Origin of the sequence: Cyanobium sp. CH-040 (assembly GCF_024346135.1) — a bacterium.
Classification (GTDB): domain Bacteria; phylum Cyanobacteriota; class Cyanobacteriia; order PCC-6307; family Cyanobiaceae; genus NIES-981.
The window spans coordinates 216,371-234,263 of record NZ_JAGQCJ010000001.1 but is presented as its reverse complement, the minus strand read 5'-3'; the positions used below and the strand labels follow the sequence as shown (position 1 = coordinate 234,263).

The following is a 17,893-nucleotide window of genomic DNA, read 5'->3' as shown; positions in this document are numbered from 1 at the left end:
ACGGAGCGTCCGGCACCGGCCGAACCGTGGCCGCCCCGCCGGAGCTGCGCCCGAACCGCGAAACTGGTGCGAGCGGCAGGCAACCCGATTCCCACGCTCACCCCCCTGCGCCGGGTCGCGCCCGTCAGCGCCGCCGCCAGCGGCCCCACGCCGCTGCGGCGCCCCGACGCGCCACCGCCCTGGCGGCAGCCACGGCTGTGGGCGGCTGCCGCGGTGCTGGTGGCCGTCCTGGCCGGGGTGGGGATCTGGCAGCGCCAGCGCGGTCCCCGCGAGGCCGATCTGGGTGCCTACACGGCCCTGGCCACCTCCGGCGAGCTCCCCGGCGTGGTGAGCGCCTCCGGCGAGCTGGAGGCCGAGCAGCGGGTGAATGTCAGTCCCAAGCGCCAGGGGGTGCTCGAGGAGCTGCTGGTCGAGGAGGGGGATGTGGTGCGCCGCGGCCAGCCCCTGGCCCGCATGGACGCCGGAGATCTGAACGAGCGCCTCAGTGAACTGAAGGCCCAGCTGCGCTCCGCGGAGGCCCAGCTGGCCCGCAGCCGCAGTGAACTGGAGCGCAACGAACGGCTGTTCCGCGAGCGCGCCATCAGCCTCAGCGACTACAACGCGGTGCGCAGCACCTATGAGGTGGATCTGGCGGCGGTGCAGGCCGCCCGCCAGCGCCTCGAGGCCCGCCGGGTGGAGCAGCAGGAGCTGATCGTGCGGGCCCCCTTCGACGGCGTGATCAGCCAGCGCTTCGCCGACCCCGGATCCTTCGTCACCCCCACCACCACGGCTTCGGCCACGGCCGGCGCCACCAGCTCCTCGATCGTGGAGCTCTCCCAGGGACTGGAGGTGGTGGCGAAGGTGCCCGAGAGCGACATCGGCCGGATCAGCGTGGGCCAGCCCGCCCAGGTGAGGGTCGATGCCTTCCCCGAGCGCAGCTTCGCGGCGCGCGTGCGGCGGATCACCCCCAGGGCCGTGAAGCTGAACAACGTCACCTCCTTCGATGTGTTTCTGGAATTCCCCGAGCCCCAGCCGGATCTGCGCATCGGCATGACTGCTGACGTGGGCTTCCAGACGGGTGCCGTACAGGCCCGGACCCTGGTGCCCACGGTGGCGATCGTCACCGAGGAGGGGCGTCCGGGCGTGCTGCTGGTGGACAAGGACCGTCAGCCCCGCTTCCAGCCGGTGGAGCTGGGCATCAGCGGCGGGCGAGACACCCAGATCCTGTCCGGGCTGGAACCCGGCACCCGGGTGTTCATCGACCTGCCGCCCTGGTCCCGGCGCCGCCGCTGAGGAAGCGCCGGGCCGCCTCCACGATCCGGCCCGAGGCCCGGCCGTCGCCGAAGGGGTTGTGGGCGCGCGCCATCGCCCCGTAGGCCTCCGGCTCGCTGAGCAGCCGGCTGGCCTCGGCCACGATGTCGTCCGTGCCCGTGCCGATCAGGCGGGCCGTGCCCGCCTCCACGGCCTCGGGTCGCTCGGTGGTGCGGCGCAGCACCAGCACCGGCTTGCCCAGCGCCGGCGCCTCCTCCTGCAGGCCGCCGGAATCGGTGAGCACCAGGGTGCAGCCGCGCATGGCCGCCACCAGCTGGCCGTAGTCGAGGGGTTCGGTGAGGAAGGCCCGCGGGTGGCTGCCGAGCAGGGCCTGCAACGGCTCGCGCACGGTGGGATTGCGGTGCAGGGGCAGCAGCAGGGCGGTGTCTGGAAAACGCTCCAGCAGCTGCAGGAAGCCCGCCCCGATCGACTGCAGTCGCTCGCCCCAGTTCTCGCGCCGGTGCACCGTGGCCAGGATCACCCGCTGGCCCTGCCAGTCCAGGCCGGCCAGCTCGTAGGCGGGCGCCTGATCGGCCATCTGCAGGAGGGCATCGATCACCGTGTTGCCGGTGGTGAGCACCTCGCCCACCACCCCCGACGCGCGGCAGTTGGCCGCCGAACGCGCGGTGGGGGCGAAGTGCAGCTGGGCCAGCTGGGAGATCAGTCGCCGGTTGGCCTCCTCGGGGAACGGGTCGAGCAGGTTGTCGGTGCGCAGGCCGGCTTCCACGTGGCCCACCGGAATCTGTTCGTAGAAGGCGGCCAGGGCGGAGGCAAAGGCGGTGGTGGTGTCGCCCTGCACCAGCACCAGCTCGGGGCGGTGATCGGCGAACTCCTCCTTGAGGCCCTGCAGGGCGGCGCAGGTGATGTGGGTGAGGGTCTGCTGGGGCGCCATCAATGCAAGATCGTGGTCGGCCGTCAGGCCGAACAGCTCCATCACCTGGCTCACCATCTCGCGGTGCTGGCCGGTGAGCACCACCCGGGTGCGGAAGTCGCCGGCCTCCTGAAAGGCGCGGATCACCGGGGCCAGCTTGATCGCCTCGGGCCGGGTGCCGAGCACGATCGTGACCAGGGGCTGGGACACCGGAGAGGGGCGCTGGCGGACCGGCGGATCCTACGGAGCGCGCGCGGGGCGGAACCAGGGGCTGACAGAGCGGCCGGAAGCCGCCAAGCTGCGTCATATCGGTGGTCTCCGATGACGACCTCTCCGCTGCCTCTCTCGCCCCTGCCGCCGCCCCCGGCGCTGGCACCCACGGCCAGCTTCGGCGGGCAGCCCCCCGACCTCCAGGCCATGGTGCAGCTCGCCAACGAGCGGCAGTACTCCGACGTGCATGTGGGTGTGGGTGAGGAGCCCCGCTACCGCTCGCGCGGCACCATGGTGCGCACCGGCTGGCCGGCCACCGACAGCGAGACCTTCCACCGCTGGCTGCGCGAGATCCTCAGCCCCGAGGACATCGAGGCGTTCCTGCGCCACAAGGAATTCGACGGCGCCCACACCTTTCCCTTCGTGCGGGTGCGCATCAACCTGCTCGACACCCTGCGCGGCCCCGCCATGGTGCTGCGCCTGATCCCGCACCAGGTGCCCACCCTCGACGACCTGGGCATGCCGGCGGTGCTCAGCGAACTCTGCACCCGGCCCAAGGGGATGGTGCTGGTGACCGGACCCACCGGCTGCGGCAAGACCACCACCCTGGCGGCGATGATCGACTGGATCAACCGCAACATGTACCGGCACGTCGTCACGATCGAGGACCCGATCGAATACGTGCATCAGAGCCGTGAGTCGCTGATCCGTCAGCGCCAGGTGGGCCAGCACACGCTGCAGTTCCACAATGCCCTGCGGGCCTCGATGCGGGAGGACCCGGACGTGATCCTGATCGGCGAGATCCGCGACCGCCTCACCCTCGCCACGGCCATCGAGGCCTCCCAGACCGGCCAGCTGGTGCTGGGCACCCTGCACACCAACTCGGCCATCAAGACGGTGGAGCGGGTACTGGGCATGCACCCCCCCAACGAACAGCACACGGTGCGCGAGGCGATCTCCGAGACCCTGCTGGCCGTGATCGCCCAGGGGCTGATCAAGACGACCGACGGAGATCGCACCGTCTACCAGGACATCCTGATCAACACCGATGCCTGCAAGGACTACATCCAGCGGGGCGAGCTGGATGAGATCGAGGAGATCATGCGCCGCAGCCGCTTCGACGGCATGGTGACGGCGAACCAGTCGCTGCTGGAGCTGGTGCAAGCCGGGCGCGTGACCCCCGAGGAGGCCATCGCCCAGAGTCTCAAGCCTTCGGAACTGCTGCAGGCGCTGCGGGGACGCACCGCCTAGCGGGCGGCCAGACGGGCGATCAGCAGCACGGTGAGGCCGACGGAGAGGCCGAGCATGGCCAGACGGCCGTTCCAGATCTCCGCCTGAGGCGTGAATCCACGCCTCCAGGCGTTGAGTTCGGTGCTGCTCACGGGTTCCGCGTCAGCCGCCGGGCTGTCCCCCGCCGGCGCGTCAGCGGGCTCAACGGTGTCTGCGCTGGCCATGGCAGGGGCGCGTGGCACCTCACCCTAGTGAGCTCAGAAGGGCGCTGGCGCCTCGTAGAGGCAGGCGGCCTGCTCCAGCGGCAGGCGGGCGGCCACGCCCAGGTCGATCGCGCTGCGCAGCCCACGCTCCAGGCGCTCACAGGCCGCCACGCCAATCATGGCGGCGTTGTCGGTGCAGTAGGCCAGGGGCGCCACCCGCCACTGCAGGCCCTCGCGCCGGCAGCGCTCCTCCAGCAGCGCGCGCAGGCGGCGGTTGGCAGCGACACCCCCCACCAGCACAAGGGTTCCCAGGCCCTGCTCCAGGGCACAGCGGCAGCTGCGCTCGACGAGCACCTCGGCCACGGCCTGCTCGAAGCTGGCGGCCAGATCGGCCAGGGGCAGGGGGTGGCCTGCTGCCGGGCCAGCCGCCTCGGTCTCCATGCTGCGCACCAGCCGCAGCATGGCCGTCTTGAGGCCGCTGAAGCTGAAGTCGTAGGGGAAGAAGCCCCCACCGGGCCGGGACACCCGGCCCCGGGGCAGGCGAAACCGATGGGGGTCCCCCGCCAGCGCCGCCGCCTGGATGGCCGGTCCGCCGGGATAGCCCAGCCCCAGCAGGCGCGCCACCTTGTCGAAGGCCTCGCCGGCCGCGTCGTCATGGCTGCGGCCCAGGCGCTCGTAGCGGCCCGGACCCTCCACCCGCACCAGTTCGGTGTGCCCGCCGCTCACCAGCAGCACCAGGTAGGGCCCCGGTGGCAGAGGCTCGCCCAGCTGCACCGAGGCCAGATGGCCCTCCAGGTGGTGCACCGCCAGGAACGGCTTGCCATGCAGACGGGCCAGGGTGCGGCCGGTGACCGACGCCACCAGCAGCGCCCCCACCAGCCCCGGCGCAGCGGTGGCAGCGATGGCGTCCACCTCGGCGGGCCGCAGGCCGCTGCGTTCACACACCGACTCGATCAGCTGGGGCAGCGCCTCCACATGACGGCGGGAGGCGATCTCGGGCACCACCCCGCCCCAGCGGGCATGTTCCTCCACCTGGGAGGCCACCGCGCTGGCCAGCACCGTGCGGTCGCGCACGATGGCGGCGGCCGACTCGTCACAACTTGTTTCGAGGGCCAGAACCGTTGCCATGGTGCCGCTGCAGCGCCCCTACTGTCCGCTCGTGACATCCTGCACCGCGATGCGACGTCTCCTCCCCCGCCTGTGCGCGGTTCTGCTCTCCGCCTTCCTGGTCTTCGGCCTGGCGCCCGCCGCCCATGCCGACGCATCCGTTGCCGGACTCACCCCCTGCGCCGAGAACGCCCGCTTCCAGCAGCGTGCCGCCGGCGCCCAGACGGCTCAGGCCAAGGCACGCTTCGAGCATTACAGCCAGGCCCTCTGCGGAACCGATGGCCTGCCCCACCTGATCGTGGACGGCCGCTGGAGCCATGCCGGTGATTTCCTGATCCCGGGCCTCCTGTTCCTCTACATCGCCGGCACGATCGGCTGGGCCGGCCGCGGCTACCTGATCGCCGCCCGCGCAGGCAAGGACGCCACCATGAAGGAGATCCAGATCGACATGCCCCTGGCGTTCAAGACCACCCTGGCCGCTGCCGTGTGGCCTCTGGCCGCCTTCAACGAGTTCGTCGGCGGAAAGATGATCGAAGCCGACTCCAAAGTCACCGTCTCCCCCCGCTGATTGCTGGAACCATGAAGAAATTCCTCACCACCGCCCCCGTCGTTGCTGCCCTCTGGTTCACCCTCACCGCAGGCATCACCATCGAGGTTTTCCGCTTCTTCCCCGACCTGATCTTCTGACCGCTCTGACACGGGATTCTCCCGTCAGCCCGTCAGCCTTCCGGTCTTCCCAGTTAGCCGGCAGCTGAAGCCCCCCCGATGGGGGGCTTTTTGCTGGTCAGGTGCATGAGCCGCTCCAGTTGCTCGCAGGCCTCCCCAAGGTCGTCGTTCACCAGCACGGCGTCGAATTCCTCCTCGGCGGCCAGCTCCACCCGGGCGCGTTCCAGACGCTGCCCGATGGCGGCATCACTGTCGGTGCCGCGGCCGCGGATGCGGCGCTCCAGCTCTGCGAAGCAGGGTGGCTTGATGAACAGCTGGAACGCAGCGGGAAAGGTGCGCCGCACCTGGCGGGCGCCCTCCAGTTCGATCTCCAGCAGCACCGGCCGGCCCTGCGCCAGGTGGTCCTCCACCGCCTGGCGCGGAGTGCCGTAGAGGTTGCCGGCGAATTCGGCCCACTCCAGGAATCCTCCGGCGCGCACCCGCTGCTCGAAGTCCTCCCGGCCCAGAAAGAAGTAACTCTCGCCGTCCACCTCTCCGGGTCGCGGCGAACGGGTGGTGGCCGACACCGACAGCCAGATCTGGGGGTGCCGCGCGAGCAGCTGGCGCACCAGGGTGCCCTTGCCCACCCCGCTGGGACCCGTGATCACGGTGAGGCGTGCCATCGCGGCGCTGGAGGCTGGGCTGCAGAGTAGAAGCCGGTGCGGAGCTCTCCGGCGCAGGTGATGGCGAGGCTGCAGCCGATGGATCTCACCAGCCTCAGGGCGGTGCTCTGGGAGTGGCGGGCGGTGCTGCTGCCGAGCCGGTTCGAAAAGGCGCAGCAGGACACGGGCCAGAGCATCCAGATCGGCCTGCGCCACCTGCAGGGCATGAACTGGCTGGAGCTGAGCTGGCAGGCCGAGGCGGCACGGGTGCACACCATCGACACGCCGCCACGCCAGGGGGAGGGCAGCACCCTGGCCCAGCAGTTGCAGCACGCCCTGCGCGGCCTGGCGCTCATCCGCATTGATCAGCCTGGCTGGGAACGGGTGGTGGAGCTGGGGTTCGCCCGTCGCCCGGGCGAGCCCGTGCAGCGCTGGCTGGTGGCGGAGCTGATGGGACGACACAGCAACCTGTTCCTTCTGGATGAAGACCGGCAGGTGGTGGCGCTGGCCCGGCAGGTGAAAGCCAGCCAGTCGCGGCTGCGGCCGATCGGCACCGGCGATCCCTACCAGTCGCCACCACCCCTCAGCGGGGAACCGCCCAGCCTGGAGGAGGGCTTCGCCAGCTGGCAGAGGCGGCTGACGCTGCTGCCCCTGCCCCTCGGCCAGGCCCTGCGCGATGCCTACCAGGGGATCAGCCCCGCCCTGGCCGCCCAGCTGGCACCGCAGGGCTGGCTCGAGCGGAAGGTGGACAGCCTCGACGCCGCGCAATGGACCCAGCTCTGGGAGCGCTGGCGCACCTGGCTGGAGACCCTGGCGGGGGATCGCTTCGGCTGGCGCACCCTGGACGGAGGCTATGCCTGCTGGGGGCAGGAGGGTGGCGCGGGGTCCGCGGACGGACTGGCCATCAACCGGGCCCTGGCCGCCTACTACCGCGACCACCTGGCCCGGCAGCAGCTTCAGCAGCAGCGCCAGCACATCCGCCAGCACCTGGAACGCCTGCGGCAGCGGGAGAGTGGCCAGCTCCGGGAGCAGCAGGCCCTGCTGGCGGCCGTCCCCGGCGCCGAGGAGCTGCAGCGCCGGGCCGATGCCCTGCTCAGCCAGCGGCAGCCCGAGCGCTCCTGCATCGAAGAGGCCCAGAAGCTCTACCGCAAGGCCCGCAAGCTGCGCCGCTCCGCCGCCGCGATCACCGCCAGGATCGAGCTGCACCAGCGGCACCTGGCTGCACTCGCAGACAGCCTCACCTATCTGGAGCAGGCGGAGACCCTCGACGGGCTTCGGGCGATCGAGGAGGAGCTTGATGCCCTGCTGGGACGGTCGGTGTGCAGCCGGCCCGGGCGGCGGGGCCAGACCCGCGCCAAGGCTGAAGGCCCAAGGCCGCTGGAGCTGCGCAGCGCTTCCGGAATCCCCGTGCAGGTGGGGCGCAACCACCGTCAGAACGAGTGGATCGCCTTCCGCCAGGCGCGACGCGGCGACCTCTGGTTCCATGCCCAGGAGCTGCCGGGGAGCCATGTGGTGCTGAAGAGTTCCGAAGCTCCCGCCATGGACAGCGACCTGCAGTGCGCCGCCGACCTGGCGGCCCATTTCAGCCGCGGCCGCGCCAATGGACGGGTGCCGGTGGTGATGGTGCCGGTGGAGGAGCTGCAGCGGATCCCCGGCGCCGCTCCGGGCACGGTGCGCCACCGGGGCGGCGAGGTGATCTGGGGCGAACCGGAGCGGGCCCTTAACCTCCTGGCAGCAGGGCAGCCATGACCAGCCCCCCCCCCGATACCCGGCCCGACCTCCGGTCCGACACCCGCTCCGGTGCCCCAGGGCCCGGTTCCGGGACATCCCCACAGACGGTCCTGCCGGCCCCGCCGCCGATCCCCGTGCCGGCCGGAGACGAGTTTCCGGGCGAAGTGGAGATGAGCCTGGTGGACCACCTCGAGGAGCTGCGGCGTCGCGTGCTGCGCAGCCTGCTGGCGGTGGTGGTGGGTGCCGCGGCGGCGCTGGTGTTCGTGAAGCCGCTGGTGCGGCTGCTGGAAATGCCCGCCGAGGGCATCCGCTTCCTGCAGCTGGCACCCGGGGAATTCCTGTTCGTCTCGCTCAAGGTGGCCGGCTATGCCGGCCTCACCTTCGCGCTGCCGTGGGTGCTGTACGAGATCCTGGCGTTCGTGCTGCCCGGTCTCAGCCGCCGGGAGCGCCGGCTGGTGGCCCCGGCAGTGGCCGGCTCCGCGGTGCTGTTCGCCGCCGGCCTGGCCTTCGCCTGGTGGGCCCTGGTGCCCGCCGCGCTGCGCTTCCTGGTGAGCTTCGGTGCCGATGTGGTGGAGCCCAGCTGGTCGATCGAGCGCTACCTCGACTTCGTGCTGCTGCTGATGGTGGCCACTGCCCTGGCCTTCCAGCTCCCTGTGCTGCAGCTGATCCTCGGGGCACTGGGCCTGATCCGCTCCCGCGCCATGCTCGCCGGCTGGCGCTGGGTGGTGCTGATCTCGGCAGTCTCCGGCGCCGTGCTCACCCCGTCCACCGACCCGGTGACGATGTTGCTGCTCAGTGGAGCGATCACGGCCCTGTTCCTGATCGGCGTGGCGCTGGTGGCGCTGGTGGAACGCCTGCAGCCGGCGGCTCAGGGAAACAGCGGCGTCCCCTGATAGGGATCGATGGCGTCGCCGAGCACGGGCAGCTCGCTCTGGCTCGGCTCCAGCACGGGAAACTCCTGCTGCGCCAGCGGCGGCGTCCAGACGGGCGAGGCCTGCGGGACCGGAACCGGCTGGGCGGGAGCTGCCATGGGCATGGACGGCTGGGGACGCCTGGCTGGCGCCGGCCGCCGAGGATTGGATGGCTCGAGGGCGGGCCGCCGGATCCTGGCCGGTGGCGGCGCGATGGCCACCTCCCGGCGAACGCCCATCTCCAGACCCGACACCCTGGTGAGGTTCTGCACCAGGCCCCGCACGGGACTGGCATTGATGAACCGGAAGGTCTCGGTGAGTGAATTGCCGCTCTTGTCGTAGCCGACCACGGAGAACTGGTAGTCAGCCGAGCGACCCGCCCGTGACCCCGCCACGCCACCCACCACGGCGCCACCGAGGATGCCGATCGGGCAGGCAATCAACGTCCAGCAGGTGGCCAGGGCCCCCACCACGGTGCCGGTCACGGCGCCGCCGGTCGCCCCCAGCGACGCCACCAGGGCGTTGTGGTTGTCCCAGCCGACGGCATTCCACTGCGCGATGCGATCGGCCGGGATGAACCCGGAAGGGCCTTTGACCCCTTTCTCGGTGACCTCGATACGGCAACGCTTGTTGCCACAGATGGCCTCGTAGCGGGCGGCTTCCGCAGGCATCGCCAGCAGCAGCGAAAGGCCGATCCCCAGGCTCAGCAGAGCCCCGGCAGGCACGGTGACGGCAGGTCGGCGACGAGACATGGGCAGGCGCGGTCTGGGAGAAGACAGGGCGTTGGCAGCCAGGGGGCTTGGTCGAGGGGGCTTTGGACGATCGCGCCAGGGTCGAAGCGCTTGATAACACCTCGGCAGCCGGGGCGCATCCCCGCCGCGCTGGCTGGGCAGGCATGCCGTGGCTGCCAACCGGACCGTGGCTGCCGACCGGAATGGACTAGAGCAGAAATTCGCCGGTCCGCTCGGGAGGGAGTTCGAGGGCAAGACCCAGGGCCCTGCCAAGCCGGGGCCTGCCGGCGGTGGTAGCGAGCCATCGGCGCACCTGGGAGGCCACGCCCATCAGGTTGAGCAGCGCCGCCACCTCCTCCAGCCTGGCGGCATAGGCCTCGGCACTCAGCGGAAAGGACTGCTGCTCCAGATGGGCCCACATCACCTGCAGATAGAGCCGGCCACGGCGCTGCACCACCTGCAGGTCGTAGGAGGCCTGCCAGCGGGCCCGCAGCGCCTGCTGGAGCTCCGCGCCCGTGAGGGGGGAGGCGCCTTGCGACGGGCTGGGATCCACGCGTTCGGGAGCCACGGGGACGGGGGCTGGGCAGGCCTTAAGGTGGCACGCACGTTGCTGTGGCTCCCGGGAGCCGCTTCGAATGACCCAGATCCCAGCGAGCGCCTCGAGTGGTGATGTGCCCGGAATGGGTCGTCGGCAGTTCATGAACCTGCTCACCTTCGGGTCGGTCACCGGCGTCGCCCTCGGGGCCCTGTACCCGGTGGTGAACTACTTCATTCCGCCTCGGGCCGGCGGCGCCGGTGGCGGCACCGCCGCCAAGGACGAACTGGGCAATCCCGTCACCGCCAGCGGCTGGCTCGGCAGCCACAAGGAGGGCGACCGCAGCCTGGTGCAGGGCCTCAAGGGGGACCCCACCTACCTGATCGTCGAGGGGGACGAGGCCATCGGCAGCTACGGCATCAACGCCATCTGCACCCACCTCGGCTGCGTGGTGCCCTGGAACAGCGGCGCCAACAAGTTCATCTGCCCCTGCCACGGCTCCCAGTACGACGCGACCGGCAAGGTGGTGCGCGGTCCGGCGCCCCTCTCCCTGGCCCTGGCCCACGTGTCGGTCGAGGACGACAAGGTGTTCCTGAGTCAGTGGGACGAAACCGACTTCCGCACCGGCGACAAACCCTGGTGGGCGTGACCCCGGCCAGCTGAATCCTCCCTCCCCGTCGTCACCGCCACCGTCGCCACCGCCACCGATGCGTCCGCTCCTCTCCTCCCTCGTCACCGCGTCCGCCCCACTGCTCCGGCCCCTGGTCGGCGCCGCCCTCTGCCTCACCCTGCTCACCGCCGCGGCCGCTCCGAGCTGGGCCTATCCCTTCTGGGCTCAGCAGAATTACGAAAGCCCGCGCGAGGCCACCGGCAAGATCGTCTGCGCCAACTGCCACCTGGCCCAGAAACCCACCCGCGTCGAAGTGCCCCAGGCCGTCTTCCCCGACACGGTGTTCAAGGCGGTCGTGGAGATTCCCTACGACACGTCGGTGCAGCAGGTGGCCGGAGACGGCAGCGGCACCGGCCTGAACGTGGGCGCCGTGGTGATGCTCCCCGACGGCTTCACCCTCGCCCCGCAGGATCGCCTCAGCGAGGAACTCAAGGAGGAGACGGCCGGCATCTTCTACAGCCAGTACTCCGAGGATCAGCCCAACATCCTGCTGGTGGGCCCACTGCCCGGGGATGACCACCGCGAGATCGTCTTCCCGGTTCTCTCCCCCGACCCCGCCACCGACAGCAGCATTCACTTCGGCAAGTACCAGCTGCATGTGGGCGGCAACCGGGGCCGCGGCCAGGTGTATCCCACCGGTGAGAAGAGCAACAACACGGTCTTCACAGCTCCTGCCGCAGGCACCGTCGCGGCCATCACCCCCGGTGACAACGGCGCCACCCAGGTGGAGATCAGCGCCGAGGACGGGACCGTCGTCAGCGAGACCATCCCTGCCGGTCCCTCCCTGATCGTGTCCGTGGGCGACGCCGTCGCAGCCGGCGCGCCGATCACCAACGACCCCAACGTGGGTGGCTTCGGCCAGGTGGACGCCGAGGTGGTGCTCCAGAACCCACAGCGCATCATCGGCCTGCTGGCCTTCTTCGCCGCCATCGCCGTGGCCCAGATCATGCTGGTGCTCAAGAAGCGCCAGGTGGAGAAGGTGCAGGCGGCCGAAGGCATCGTCTGAGCAGCCCCAGCCCGGTCTCCCTTGTCTGTGCTCGCCACCTTCACCTCTCCGGGGCCCCTGGTGTTCCAGCTGGGCCCCTTCGCCCTGCGCTGGTACGGGCTGCTGATCGCCCTGGCGGTGCTCGTGGGGCTTGCGCTCTCCACCCGCCTGGCCAGGGCCCGGGGCATCGATCCGGGCCTGATCGCCGACCTGCTGCCCCTGGTGGTGCTCGGTGCGGTGTTCGGTGCCCGCCTCTACTACGTGGCTCTGGAATGGCGGCAGTACGCCAGCAACTGGGTGGACGTGCTCACCATCTGGCGCGGCGGGATCGCCATCCACGGCGCGCTGATCGGCGGAGCGCTCACCACCATCCTGTTCTGCCGCTGGCGCCGGCAGCCCTTCTGGCCCCTGCTGGATGTGCTGGTGCCATCCGTCGCCCTGGGCCAGGCCATCGGCCGCTGGGGCAATTTCTTCAACTCCGAGGCCTACGGCCTGCCCACCCAGCTGCCCTGGAAGCTGAAGATCCCGGCCGCCAACCGCACACCGGAATTCCTCGAGCAGCTCTACTTCCACCCCACCTTTCTCTACGAGTCCCTCTGGAATCTCGGCGTCGCCATCCTGCTGCTGGTGCTGTTCCGCCGTGCGAGCCAGGGCCGCATCCGCCTGCCCGCAGGGGCCCTGAGCTGCATCTACCTGATGGCCTACAGCAGCGGCCGCGTCTGGATCGAAGGGCTGCGCATCGACCCCCTCTGCCTGTTCGCAGAGCCGCCCTTCTGTGAGGGCGGCATCCGCATGGCCCAGCTGGTGAGCCTGGTGCTCATCGGCCTGGGCGGGCTGGGACTGTGGTGGCTGCTGGGCCGGGGCCGCCCCCTGCCCGACCCGTCCGGGGCCGCGCGCGGAGCCGGATCTTGACCGCTCCCGGAAACGCTGGGCACCCGGTGTGGATCGTGGGGGCAGGTCCGGGGGCTCCGGATCTGCTCACCCTGCGGGCCGCCCGGCTGATCGAGCGGGCCGATGTGCTGGTGTGGACCGATTCCCTGATCAATCCCCAGATCGCCGCCCTGGCCCCAGAGAGCTGCGAACGGATCCGCACCAGCAGCCTCACCCTGGAGGAGGTGATGGACGTGGTGGTGGAACGGGCCCGCGCCGGCCTGCGGGTGGTGCGCCTCCACGACGGCGACCCCTGCCTCTACGGGGCCCTGGCCGAACAGCTGCACCGACTCCGGGAAGCGGGGCTGGAAGCGGAGGTGGTGCCGGGCCTGAGCGCCTACCAGGCCACCGCCGCGGCACTCCATCAGGAGCTCACGATCCCCGGGCTGGTGCAGACGATCGTGCTCAGCCGGGCCGGCGGCCGCACCGGCGTCCCCGAGCGCGAAGCCCTGCCGCGGCTGGCGGCGCTGCGCGCTTCCCTGTGTCTCTACCTCAGCGCCCGGCATGTGGAGGAGGTGCAGGAGCAGTTGCTGGCGCACTACCCGGCGGACACCCCGGTGGCGATCGCCTACCGCGTAAGCTGGCCGGATGAGTGGATCACGGTTGTGCCACTCAGCGCGATGGCGCGGGTGAGCCTGGAACGGCAGCTGATCCGCACCACCCTCTACGTGGTCAGTCCGGCCCTGGCGGCACCGCAGCAGGCCCGTTCGCTGCTGTATTCCTCCGGCCACCGGCACCTGTTCCGGGGGGGCGTGCCCGAGCCGGACTGAGCTCAGGCCGCTGCCGTCAGCGAGGGCTCCCCATAGAGCTCGCAGGCCAGACGCTCCCGGTCGAATCGGCAGCCGAGGCGCTCGGCGATGGCCTCCAGATCGCGGGCGGCATTGCCCAGGCAGCAGGTGCCCCCCGGAGACGGCGTCACGTTGAACACCAGCCCAGGCCGGGCCGGGATGCTCGCCTCGCCCAGCATCAGCCGGCGCTGGCGCTTGTCGATCAGCTGGGGCCGCACACCGCCGAACCCCTTGGCAAAGCGCAGGTCCTCCAGCCGCATGCCGGGAACGATCTTGCGCGCATCGGCGAGGAACAGCCGCCGCCGCAGCCAGGGCACCTCGAACAGCAGGTTGCGCAGGATGTAGTTGCGGATGTCGGCGACCCGCAGCAGCTGCCAGAGCACGCTCAGCACGGCCCAGTCCAGCCGCAGCACCCGCAGAAACTCCCAGAAGGACGCGGGGCGGTAACGCTCCAGCAGCGGCAGCAGCAGGGCCGTGGGCCCGAAGCGCGTCTGACCGGGGGCGCGCACGTCGGGATCCCCGTGGATGGCCGCGAACGGCAGCTTGTCGTTCTGCAGCGTGTACACCTTGCCGCGCAGCAGATCAGGCGTGAAGTAGAAGCTGCCGGCCACCGGCAGGCAGGAGTAGTGCAGGCCGTAGCCCATCGACTGGGCCATCAGCAGGCTGTGGGCGCCCGCATTCACCACCACGTGGCGAGCGAGGAGCTCCCGGGGTGCCTGCCGCTCGCCGGGCTGGGCGGTGCCGCAACCCGGAGTGGGGGCCAGCTGCACGCGAAAGAGGTCGCCCTCAGGGGTGATCCGGCGCACCGTGGTGCCCAGCAGCAGATCAAGCTGTCGGGCTCCCCCGCCTGCCGCGGTGGTGCCGTCGACGGCCGTGCGGGCCTGATCGACGAACGAGGCCGCCAGCTGCTCATAGTCCACGGCCGTGTAGGTGCTGCGGATGCCGATGGCCAGCAGCGGCTCGGGCCTCGGCTGGCCGTTGAGCAGCGCCACATTGGGCTCCCACGCGGCGATCTGCTCCTTCTCCAGCAGCTCCATCGCCGGAAAGTGGGGCGAGAACTGCTGGAAGCGCTCCCGCAGGGCGGCGCACTCCGCCTCCCCCACGGCCAGCACCATCTTCGGGGTGCGGAACACGCACCGCTCGCGCACGTCAGGCTCCAGCAGATCGGCGTAGTGGACGATCATCTCCGCCGTGCGCTTGACGCTCAGGGCCTTCTCCAGGGTGTAGTTGGTCTCGATGTCACCGCAGTGAATCGTCTGGCTGTTGCTCGACGCCCTGGAGTTCACCTGTGCCAGCTCGGCATACCGCTCCACCAGGGCGATACGGGCCAGGTCGGTGTAGCGGGCCAACTCGAACAGCAGGGCTGTGCCGCAGACCCCGCCACCCACGATCAGCACATCCACCAGACCAGCGTCCGGGGGGGAGGCCGGGGCTGTGGATCCGTTCCCGGACTGAGGGGAGGCGGTGGGCTGCGGCGGGGTCACAGACAGGACTGGGCCTCGGACGGCGCTCCATGGTCGCCGATCGCGGGTCGGCCCGGAGAGGCTGTGCTCTAAACTCGGCTCACCGGGGCCCGACGGGGTTTGCGGGGCAACGCGGTCTCATCGGCTGCAGCTGCGACGGGCGATTAGCACAGCGGTAGCGCACTTCCTTCACACGGAAGGGGTCACTGGTTCGAATCCAGTATCGCCCATATCACTTCAGATGCTCTGCGACCATCCCTGCCTGCGTGGGCCTTCGCTGCGCGTGGCCTGAATGGGCACCTGCTGACTGCGCTCGGCCAGCATGGGAACCGCCTGCCGGCGGAGCGACTCAGTTGGGCAGAGCGACTCACCTGGAGAGTGTGCAGATCGGCGCACACGGGTCAGAATGCTGCCGATGCGTTGCGGGCCACCTCAGCGTCCACCTCCATCTGTCCTTTCATCCGCCCGTCCAGCTGAGTGAGCGCTGAAGCCAATCCGGCACTGCAGCAACTGGGGCACCGCCTCGCCGAGGCACGCCAGGCCTGTGGCCTCAGCCTGGAGGAGCAGGCCGACCGCCTCAACATGGGACGGGAACAGCTCCAGGCCCTGGAGAGCGGCAACCGCGACGTGCTGCCGGAAGCCGTGTTCGTGATTGCCCAGGCGCGGCGCGTGGCCAACAGCCTGGGGATCGAGATCAATGCCGAGATCGAGGCCCTGCGCAGCAGCGATGGGTTTCTCGCCCCTCGGCCTCTGCGCCAGAGCGTCCCGGCAGCCCAGCGGGAACCGGCCCGGGGCGCTGCGGATCCCGCCTCGCGGACCGGCCGTTTCTCCCCTGGGCGTCCCCTGCTGCTGGCCCTGACGGCACTGCTCGGCCTGGCCGCCGCCCTGGCGGTCGTGTGGCGCCAGGGTCTGCCTCTGCTGCCGCGCCCCAGCGCGAACCGGGCCGCTCCCCCTGTGCGTCCAGCCCCATCCGAGAACGCCACCGGTGCCGCCGCAGACCGGCCGGCCGAGCTGGTGCTGCGCCCATCGGAACCCAGCTGGCTGGAGGTGCGCAGCGCCGACGGCCGCACCCTGTTCCGCGGCACCCTGGCGGCCGAACAGCGCTTTCCCCTCGAGGATGAGCTGGCCGTCCTCGCCGGACGCCCCGACCTGGTGACGGTGAGCATCGGGCCGTCCGAGCCGGCGCCCCTGGGCCCGATCCAGGACGTGCGCTGGCGCCGCTTCAGGGCTGAGGCGGCTCAGGCACCCTGAGCACCAGGCCGCAGGCCTCCATCACCACGTCACTGCAGGAGCGCAGACTCCAGCGTTCCAGGCTGAGGTCCACCGCGCCCTCGCCAGGCCCCATCTCCCTGGGCACCAGCTCCACCGCCACCCCCCGGTCGTCGCCGGGCGGCAGCGAGTGCAGCCGGATCGTCCCGATCACGGCAGCGGGCCGGCGGTCGAGGGCGGCGGCCAGGCGCAGCAGCAGGGCCATGGCGGTCACGGTGCGGCGCTGCTCCCGGCCTTCGATCAGCAGCCACGACTCGTGGCGCTTCTTGGGCAGGCTGCGGCGGTGGTAGCGGGCGATGGCGGCCACCATCAGGTGCTCGGCCTGGGAGTAGCCGAGCAGCTCGCCGTGGCGGATCAGATACCAGCTGTGCTTGTGGTAGGCCGAGATGTTGATGCTCTTGCCGCAGGTGTGCAGCAGGGCGGCGGCCCAGAGCAGCTCCTGGCCCGGCCCCGCGTCGTCGTGCAGCAGGCCCCGGCTCTGGTCGTAGAGGCTGAGGGCGTGCGCGGCCACCCGCTCCGCCCGCGCCAGGTCGACGCCGAAGCTGCGCGCCAGATGGCGCACGGTGCGCTCCCGGATCGTGCTCTGGAAGGCGAAGCGGTCGCCGAGGATGCGGTTGCGCAGCATCCAGTCCACGATCAGGCCCTCCCGCAGGGCCCGGTCGCACACCACCAGATCCCGGGCCCCCAGCATCGCCATGGCCGTCTGCAGGATCAGGGCGCCGGGCACGATGATCTCGGCCCGGCGCTCGTTGATGGCCGGCAGGGCCCGCCGCTGCTCGGGCGTCATCGCCAGCAGCCGCGCCACCAGCTGATCCACCCGGTCCCGGCTGAGCCGGTAGCCCTGCAGCTTGAGGGTGGGGCGCTCATCGTCCGCCGCCGCCAGGGCCGCCAGGGCCATGGCGGTGCCGCTGGTGCCCACCAGCTGGGGCACCTCGCCCGGCCGCAGAGCCCGGCGCAGCTCGGCCACGGCCGGATCGAGGGAGCCCTGGATGTAGGCCTGCAGGAAGCCCCGCCGCTCGGGGGGCAGCGGATCCTGCTGGCAGAACTCCCGCTGCAGCCGCACGGCGCCGATGCGGGTGCTGGTGAGGGCCCGGGCATCGCGCCCGTCGGCCAGCACCAACTCGGTGGAGCCGCCGCCGATGTCGATGATCGTGTGGGGGCGCTCGCCGAAGGCCATGCCGGAGAGCACGCCCAGGTAGATCAGGCGGGCCTCCTCCGGACCGCTCACCAGATCCACCTCCAGGCCCAGCTGGTTCTGGATCGCCTGCAGGAAATCCCGGCCGTTGGGGGCCTCGCGCACGGCGCTGGTGGCGGCCGTGACGATCTGCTCCACACCGTGGCTCTCGGCCAGCTCGCGGTTGTGGCTGAGGGTGCGGAAGGAGCGTTCGATGGCCTCGGCGCTGAGATCGCCGCTGTCCGGATCCCGCTCGCCCAGCCGCGTGGTGCTCTTCTCCGCCAGCAGCACCGAGAAGGTGGAGAGCTGCACATCCACCTCGGCGATCAGCAGATGGATGGAGTTGGTGCCGATGTCGATGGCGGCCACCCGCCGGCGCGTCGGCGGCCCTGGATCCGTCGCGGCCTCGGGGCGGGCCCCCGCATCCGTCGGCATGGAGGACTGGGAGGCCTGGACCATGGGGGCAGGCGGGGCCGGCGCGGCGCCAC

At 71.1% G+C, this 17,893-nt stretch carries 19 protein-coding genes and 1 tRNA gene; 12 read left to right on the top strand and 8 right to left on the bottom strand.

All coding sequences use genetic code 11. The features are described 5' to 3' along the window. Window positions 1-66 precede the first annotated feature (66 nt). On the top strand, window positions 67-1,272 hold the full coding sequence (locus KBY90_RS01320) for an efflux RND transporter periplasmic adaptor subunit (protein WP_396122478.1): 1,206 nt from the start codon (window positions 67-69) through the stop codon (window positions 1,270-1,272). On the opposite strand, the gene wecB is transcribed toward KBY90_RS01320, so the two are convergent. Continuing rightward, window positions 1,235-2,371 carry a non-hydrolyzing UDP-N-acetylglucosamine 2-epimerase gene (gene wecB, locus KBY90_RS01315; protein ID WP_254966593.1) on the bottom strand — a complete coding sequence of 379 codons (1,137 nt, stop codon included), beginning with the start codon at window positions 2,369-2,371 and terminating at the stop codon, window positions 1,235-1,237. The two genes, KBY90_RS01320 and wecB, sit on opposite strands and share 38 nt — an antisense overlap. Before the next feature lie 111 nt (window positions 2,372-2,482). Between wecB and KBY90_RS01310 the strand changes: the two genes are divergently transcribed. Next, on the top strand, window positions 2,483-3,622 hold the full coding sequence (locus tag KBY90_RS01310) for a type IV pilus twitching motility protein PilT (protein WP_254966592.1): 1,140 nt from the start codon (window positions 2,483-2,485) through the stop codon (window positions 3,620-3,622). Here KBY90_RS01310 and KBY90_RS01305 read toward each other — a convergent pair. Together KBY90_RS01305 and tsaD are read right to left on the bottom strand one after the other, a co-directional pair. Beyond that, on the bottom strand, window positions 3,619-3,825 hold the full coding sequence (locus tag KBY90_RS01305) for a high light inducible protein (RefSeq protein ID WP_254966591.1): 207 nt from the start codon (window positions 3,823-3,825) through the stop codon (window positions 3,619-3,621). The genes KBY90_RS01310 and KBY90_RS01305 overlap by 4 nt on opposite strands. Window positions 3,826-3,858: 33 nt before the next feature. Further along, window positions 3,859-4,932, bottom strand: coding sequence for a tRNA (adenosine(37)-N6)-threonylcarbamoyltransferase complex transferase subunit TsaD (tsaD, locus tag KBY90_RS01300; protein WP_254966590.1), 1,074 nt, complete (start codon window positions 4,930-4,932; stop codon window positions 3,859-3,861). A 49-nt stretch (window positions 4,933-4,981) separates the two neighbouring features. On the opposite strand from tsaD, the gene KBY90_RS01295 reads away from it, so the two are divergent. Together KBY90_RS01295 and KBY90_RS01290 are read left to right on the top strand one after the other, a co-directional pair. Next, window positions 4,982-5,479: a Photosystem I reaction center subunit III gene (locus KBY90_RS01295; protein WP_254966589.1), complete on the top strand. Its 498-nt coding sequence runs from the start codon at window positions 4,982-4,984 to the stop codon at window positions 5,477-5,479. An 11-nt stretch (window positions 5,480-5,490) separates the two neighbouring features. Further along, window positions 5,491-5,598 (top strand): Photosystem I reaction center subunit IX, encoded by a 108-nt coding sequence (locus KBY90_RS01290; RefSeq protein ID WP_254966588.1) that lies wholly within the window; start codon window positions 5,491-5,493, stop codon window positions 5,596-5,598. Between the two features lie 53 nt (window positions 5,599-5,651). Here KBY90_RS01290 and gmk read toward each other — a convergent pair whose 3' ends face one another. Beyond that, a complete protein-coding gene (gene gmk / locus KBY90_RS01285) occupies window positions 5,652-6,239 on the bottom strand; it encodes a guanylate kinase (protein ID WP_254966587.1) in 588 nt (195 codons plus the stop codon). A 78-nt stretch (window positions 6,240-6,317) separates the two neighbouring features. On the opposite strand from gmk, the gene KBY90_RS01280 reads away from it, so the two are divergent. After that, window positions 6,318-7,967 carry an NFACT family protein gene (locus tag KBY90_RS01280; RefSeq protein ID WP_254966586.1) on the top strand — a complete coding sequence of 550 codons (1,650 nt, stop codon included), beginning with the start codon at window positions 6,318-6,320 and terminating at the stop codon, window positions 7,965-7,967. Window positions 7,968-8,119: 152 nt separating this feature from the next. Next, window positions 8,120-8,842 carry a twin-arginine translocase subunit TatC gene (gene tatC, locus KBY90_RS01275; protein ID WP_254966916.1) on the top strand — a complete coding sequence of 241 codons (723 nt, stop codon included), beginning with the start codon at window positions 8,120-8,122 and terminating at the stop codon, window positions 8,840-8,842. Here tatC and KBY90_RS01270 read toward each other — a convergent pair. Both KBY90_RS01270 and KBY90_RS01265 read right to left on the bottom strand, forming a co-directional pair. Next, the gene (locus KBY90_RS01270) at window positions 8,818-9,612 is read right to left on the bottom strand and encodes a hypothetical protein (protein WP_254966585.1); all 795 of its coding nucleotides are present in this window, start codon (window positions 9,610-9,612) and stop codon (window positions 8,818-8,820) included. The genes tatC and KBY90_RS01270 overlap by 25 nt on opposite strands. A gap of 187 nt (window positions 9,613-9,799) precedes the next feature. Further along, window positions 9,800-10,159 carry a DUF3067 family protein gene (locus KBY90_RS01265; protein ID WP_254966584.1) on the bottom strand — a complete coding sequence of 120 codons (360 nt, stop codon included), beginning with the start codon at window positions 10,157-10,159 and terminating at the stop codon, window positions 9,800-9,802. A gap of 67 nt (window positions 10,160-10,226) precedes the next feature. Between KBY90_RS01265 and petC the strand changes: the two genes are divergently transcribed. From petC to cobM, 4 genes are read left to right on the top strand one after another with little or no spacing between them, the layout of a single operon-like run. Beyond that, complete coding sequence (gene petC, locus KBY90_RS01260; protein WP_254966583.1) at window positions 10,227-10,775, top strand: cytochrome b6-f complex iron-sulfur subunit; 549 nt, start codon at window positions 10,227-10,229, stop codon at window positions 10,773-10,775. A 58-nt stretch (window positions 10,776-10,833) separates the two neighbouring features. After that, entirely contained in the window at window positions 10,834-11,802 is a 969-nt protein-coding gene (gene petA / locus KBY90_RS01255; RefSeq protein ID WP_254966582.1) for a cytochrome f, read from the top strand. A 21-nt stretch (window positions 11,803-11,823) separates the two neighbouring features. Continuing rightward, a complete protein-coding gene (gene lgt / locus KBY90_RS01250; RefSeq protein WP_254966581.1) occupies window positions 11,824-12,693 on the top strand; it encodes a prolipoprotein diacylglyceryl transferase in 870 nt (289 codons plus the stop codon). Window positions 12,694-12,719: 26 nt separating this feature from the next. Further along, window positions 12,720-13,481: a precorrin-4 C(11)-methyltransferase gene (gene cobM, locus KBY90_RS01245; RefSeq protein ID WP_254966915.1), complete on the top strand. Its 762-nt coding sequence runs from the start codon at window positions 12,720-12,722 to the stop codon at window positions 13,479-13,481. 2 nt (window positions 13,482-13,483) lie between these two features. Here the strand turns inward: cobM and KBY90_RS01240 are convergent, their stop codons facing one another. Beyond that, on the bottom strand, window positions 13,484-14,902 hold the full coding sequence (locus KBY90_RS01240; protein WP_254966580.1) for an FAD-dependent oxidoreductase: 1,419 nt from the start codon (window positions 14,900-14,902) through the stop codon (window positions 13,484-13,486). Between the two features lie 218 nt (window positions 14,903-15,120). Here KBY90_RS01240 and KBY90_RS01235 point away from each other — a divergent pair. Both KBY90_RS01235 and KBY90_RS01230 read left to right on the top strand, forming a co-directional pair. Beyond that, a tRNA-Val gene (locus KBY90_RS01235) sits at window positions 15,121-15,192 on the top strand. A 247-nt stretch (window positions 15,193-15,439) separates the two neighbouring features. Further along, entirely contained in the window at window positions 15,440-16,213 is a 774-nt protein-coding gene (locus KBY90_RS01230) for a helix-turn-helix domain-containing protein (RefSeq protein WP_254966579.1), read from the top strand. Here KBY90_RS01230 and KBY90_RS01225 read toward each other — a convergent pair. Next, window positions 16,185-17,840: a Ppx/GppA phosphatase family protein gene (locus tag KBY90_RS01225; protein ID WP_254966914.1), complete on the bottom strand. Its 1,656-nt coding sequence runs from the start codon at window positions 17,838-17,840 to the stop codon at window positions 16,185-16,187. The two genes, KBY90_RS01230 and KBY90_RS01225, sit on opposite strands and share 29 nt — an antisense overlap. Between the last annotated feature and the right edge of the window lie 53 nt (window positions 17,841-17,893).

What these genes read in the sequence shown, in the direction of transcription:
- tsaD (WP_254966590.1), bottom strand. Translation starts at nt 4,932, where the DNA reads ATGGCAACGGTTCTGGCCCTCGAAACAAGTTGTGACGAGTCGGCCGCC.
- gmk (WP_254966587.1), bottom strand. Translation starts at nt 6,239, where the DNA reads ATGGCACGCCTCACCGTGATCACGGGTCCCAGCGGGGTGGGCAAGGGC.
- KBY90_RS01225 (WP_254966914.1), bottom strand. Translation starts at nt 17,840, where the DNA reads ATGCCGACGGATGCGGGGGCCCGCCCCGAGGCCGCGACGGATCCAGGG.
- KBY90_RS01295 (WP_254966589.1), top strand. Translation starts at nt 4,982, where the DNA reads ATGCGACGTCTCCTCCCCCGCCTGTGCGCGGTTCTGCTCTCCGCCTTC.
- KBY90_RS01290 (WP_254966588.1), top strand. Translation starts at nt 5,491, where the DNA reads ATGAAGAAATTCCTCACCACCGCCCCCGTCGTTGCTGCCCTCTGGTTC.
- KBY90_RS01280 (WP_254966586.1), top strand. Translation starts at nt 6,318, where the DNA reads ATGGATCTCACCAGCCTCAGGGCGGTGCTCTGGGAGTGGCGGGCGGTG.
- KBY90_RS01270 (WP_254966585.1), bottom strand. Translation starts at nt 9,612, where the DNA reads ATGTCTCGTCGCCGACCTGCCGTCACCGTGCCTGCCGGGGCTCTGCTG.
- KBY90_RS01310 (WP_254966592.1), top strand. Translation starts at nt 2,483, where the DNA reads ATGACGACCTCTCCGCTGCCTCTCTCGCCCCTGCCGCCGCCCCCGGCG.
- petA (WP_254966582.1), top strand. Translation starts at nt 10,834, where the DNA reads ATGCGTCCGCTCCTCTCCTCCCTCGTCACCGCGTCCGCCCCACTGCTC.
- tatC (WP_254966916.1), top strand. Translation starts at nt 8,120, where the DNA reads ATGAGCCTGGTGGACCACCTCGAGGAGCTGCGGCGTCGCGTGCTGCGC.
- petC (WP_254966583.1), top strand. Translation starts at nt 10,227, where the DNA reads ATGACCCAGATCCCAGCGAGCGCCTCGAGTGGTGATGTGCCCGGAATG.
- KBY90_RS01305 (WP_254966591.1), bottom strand. Translation starts at nt 3,825, where the DNA reads ATGGCCAGCGCAGACACCGTTGAGCCCGCTGACGCGCCGGCGGGGGAC.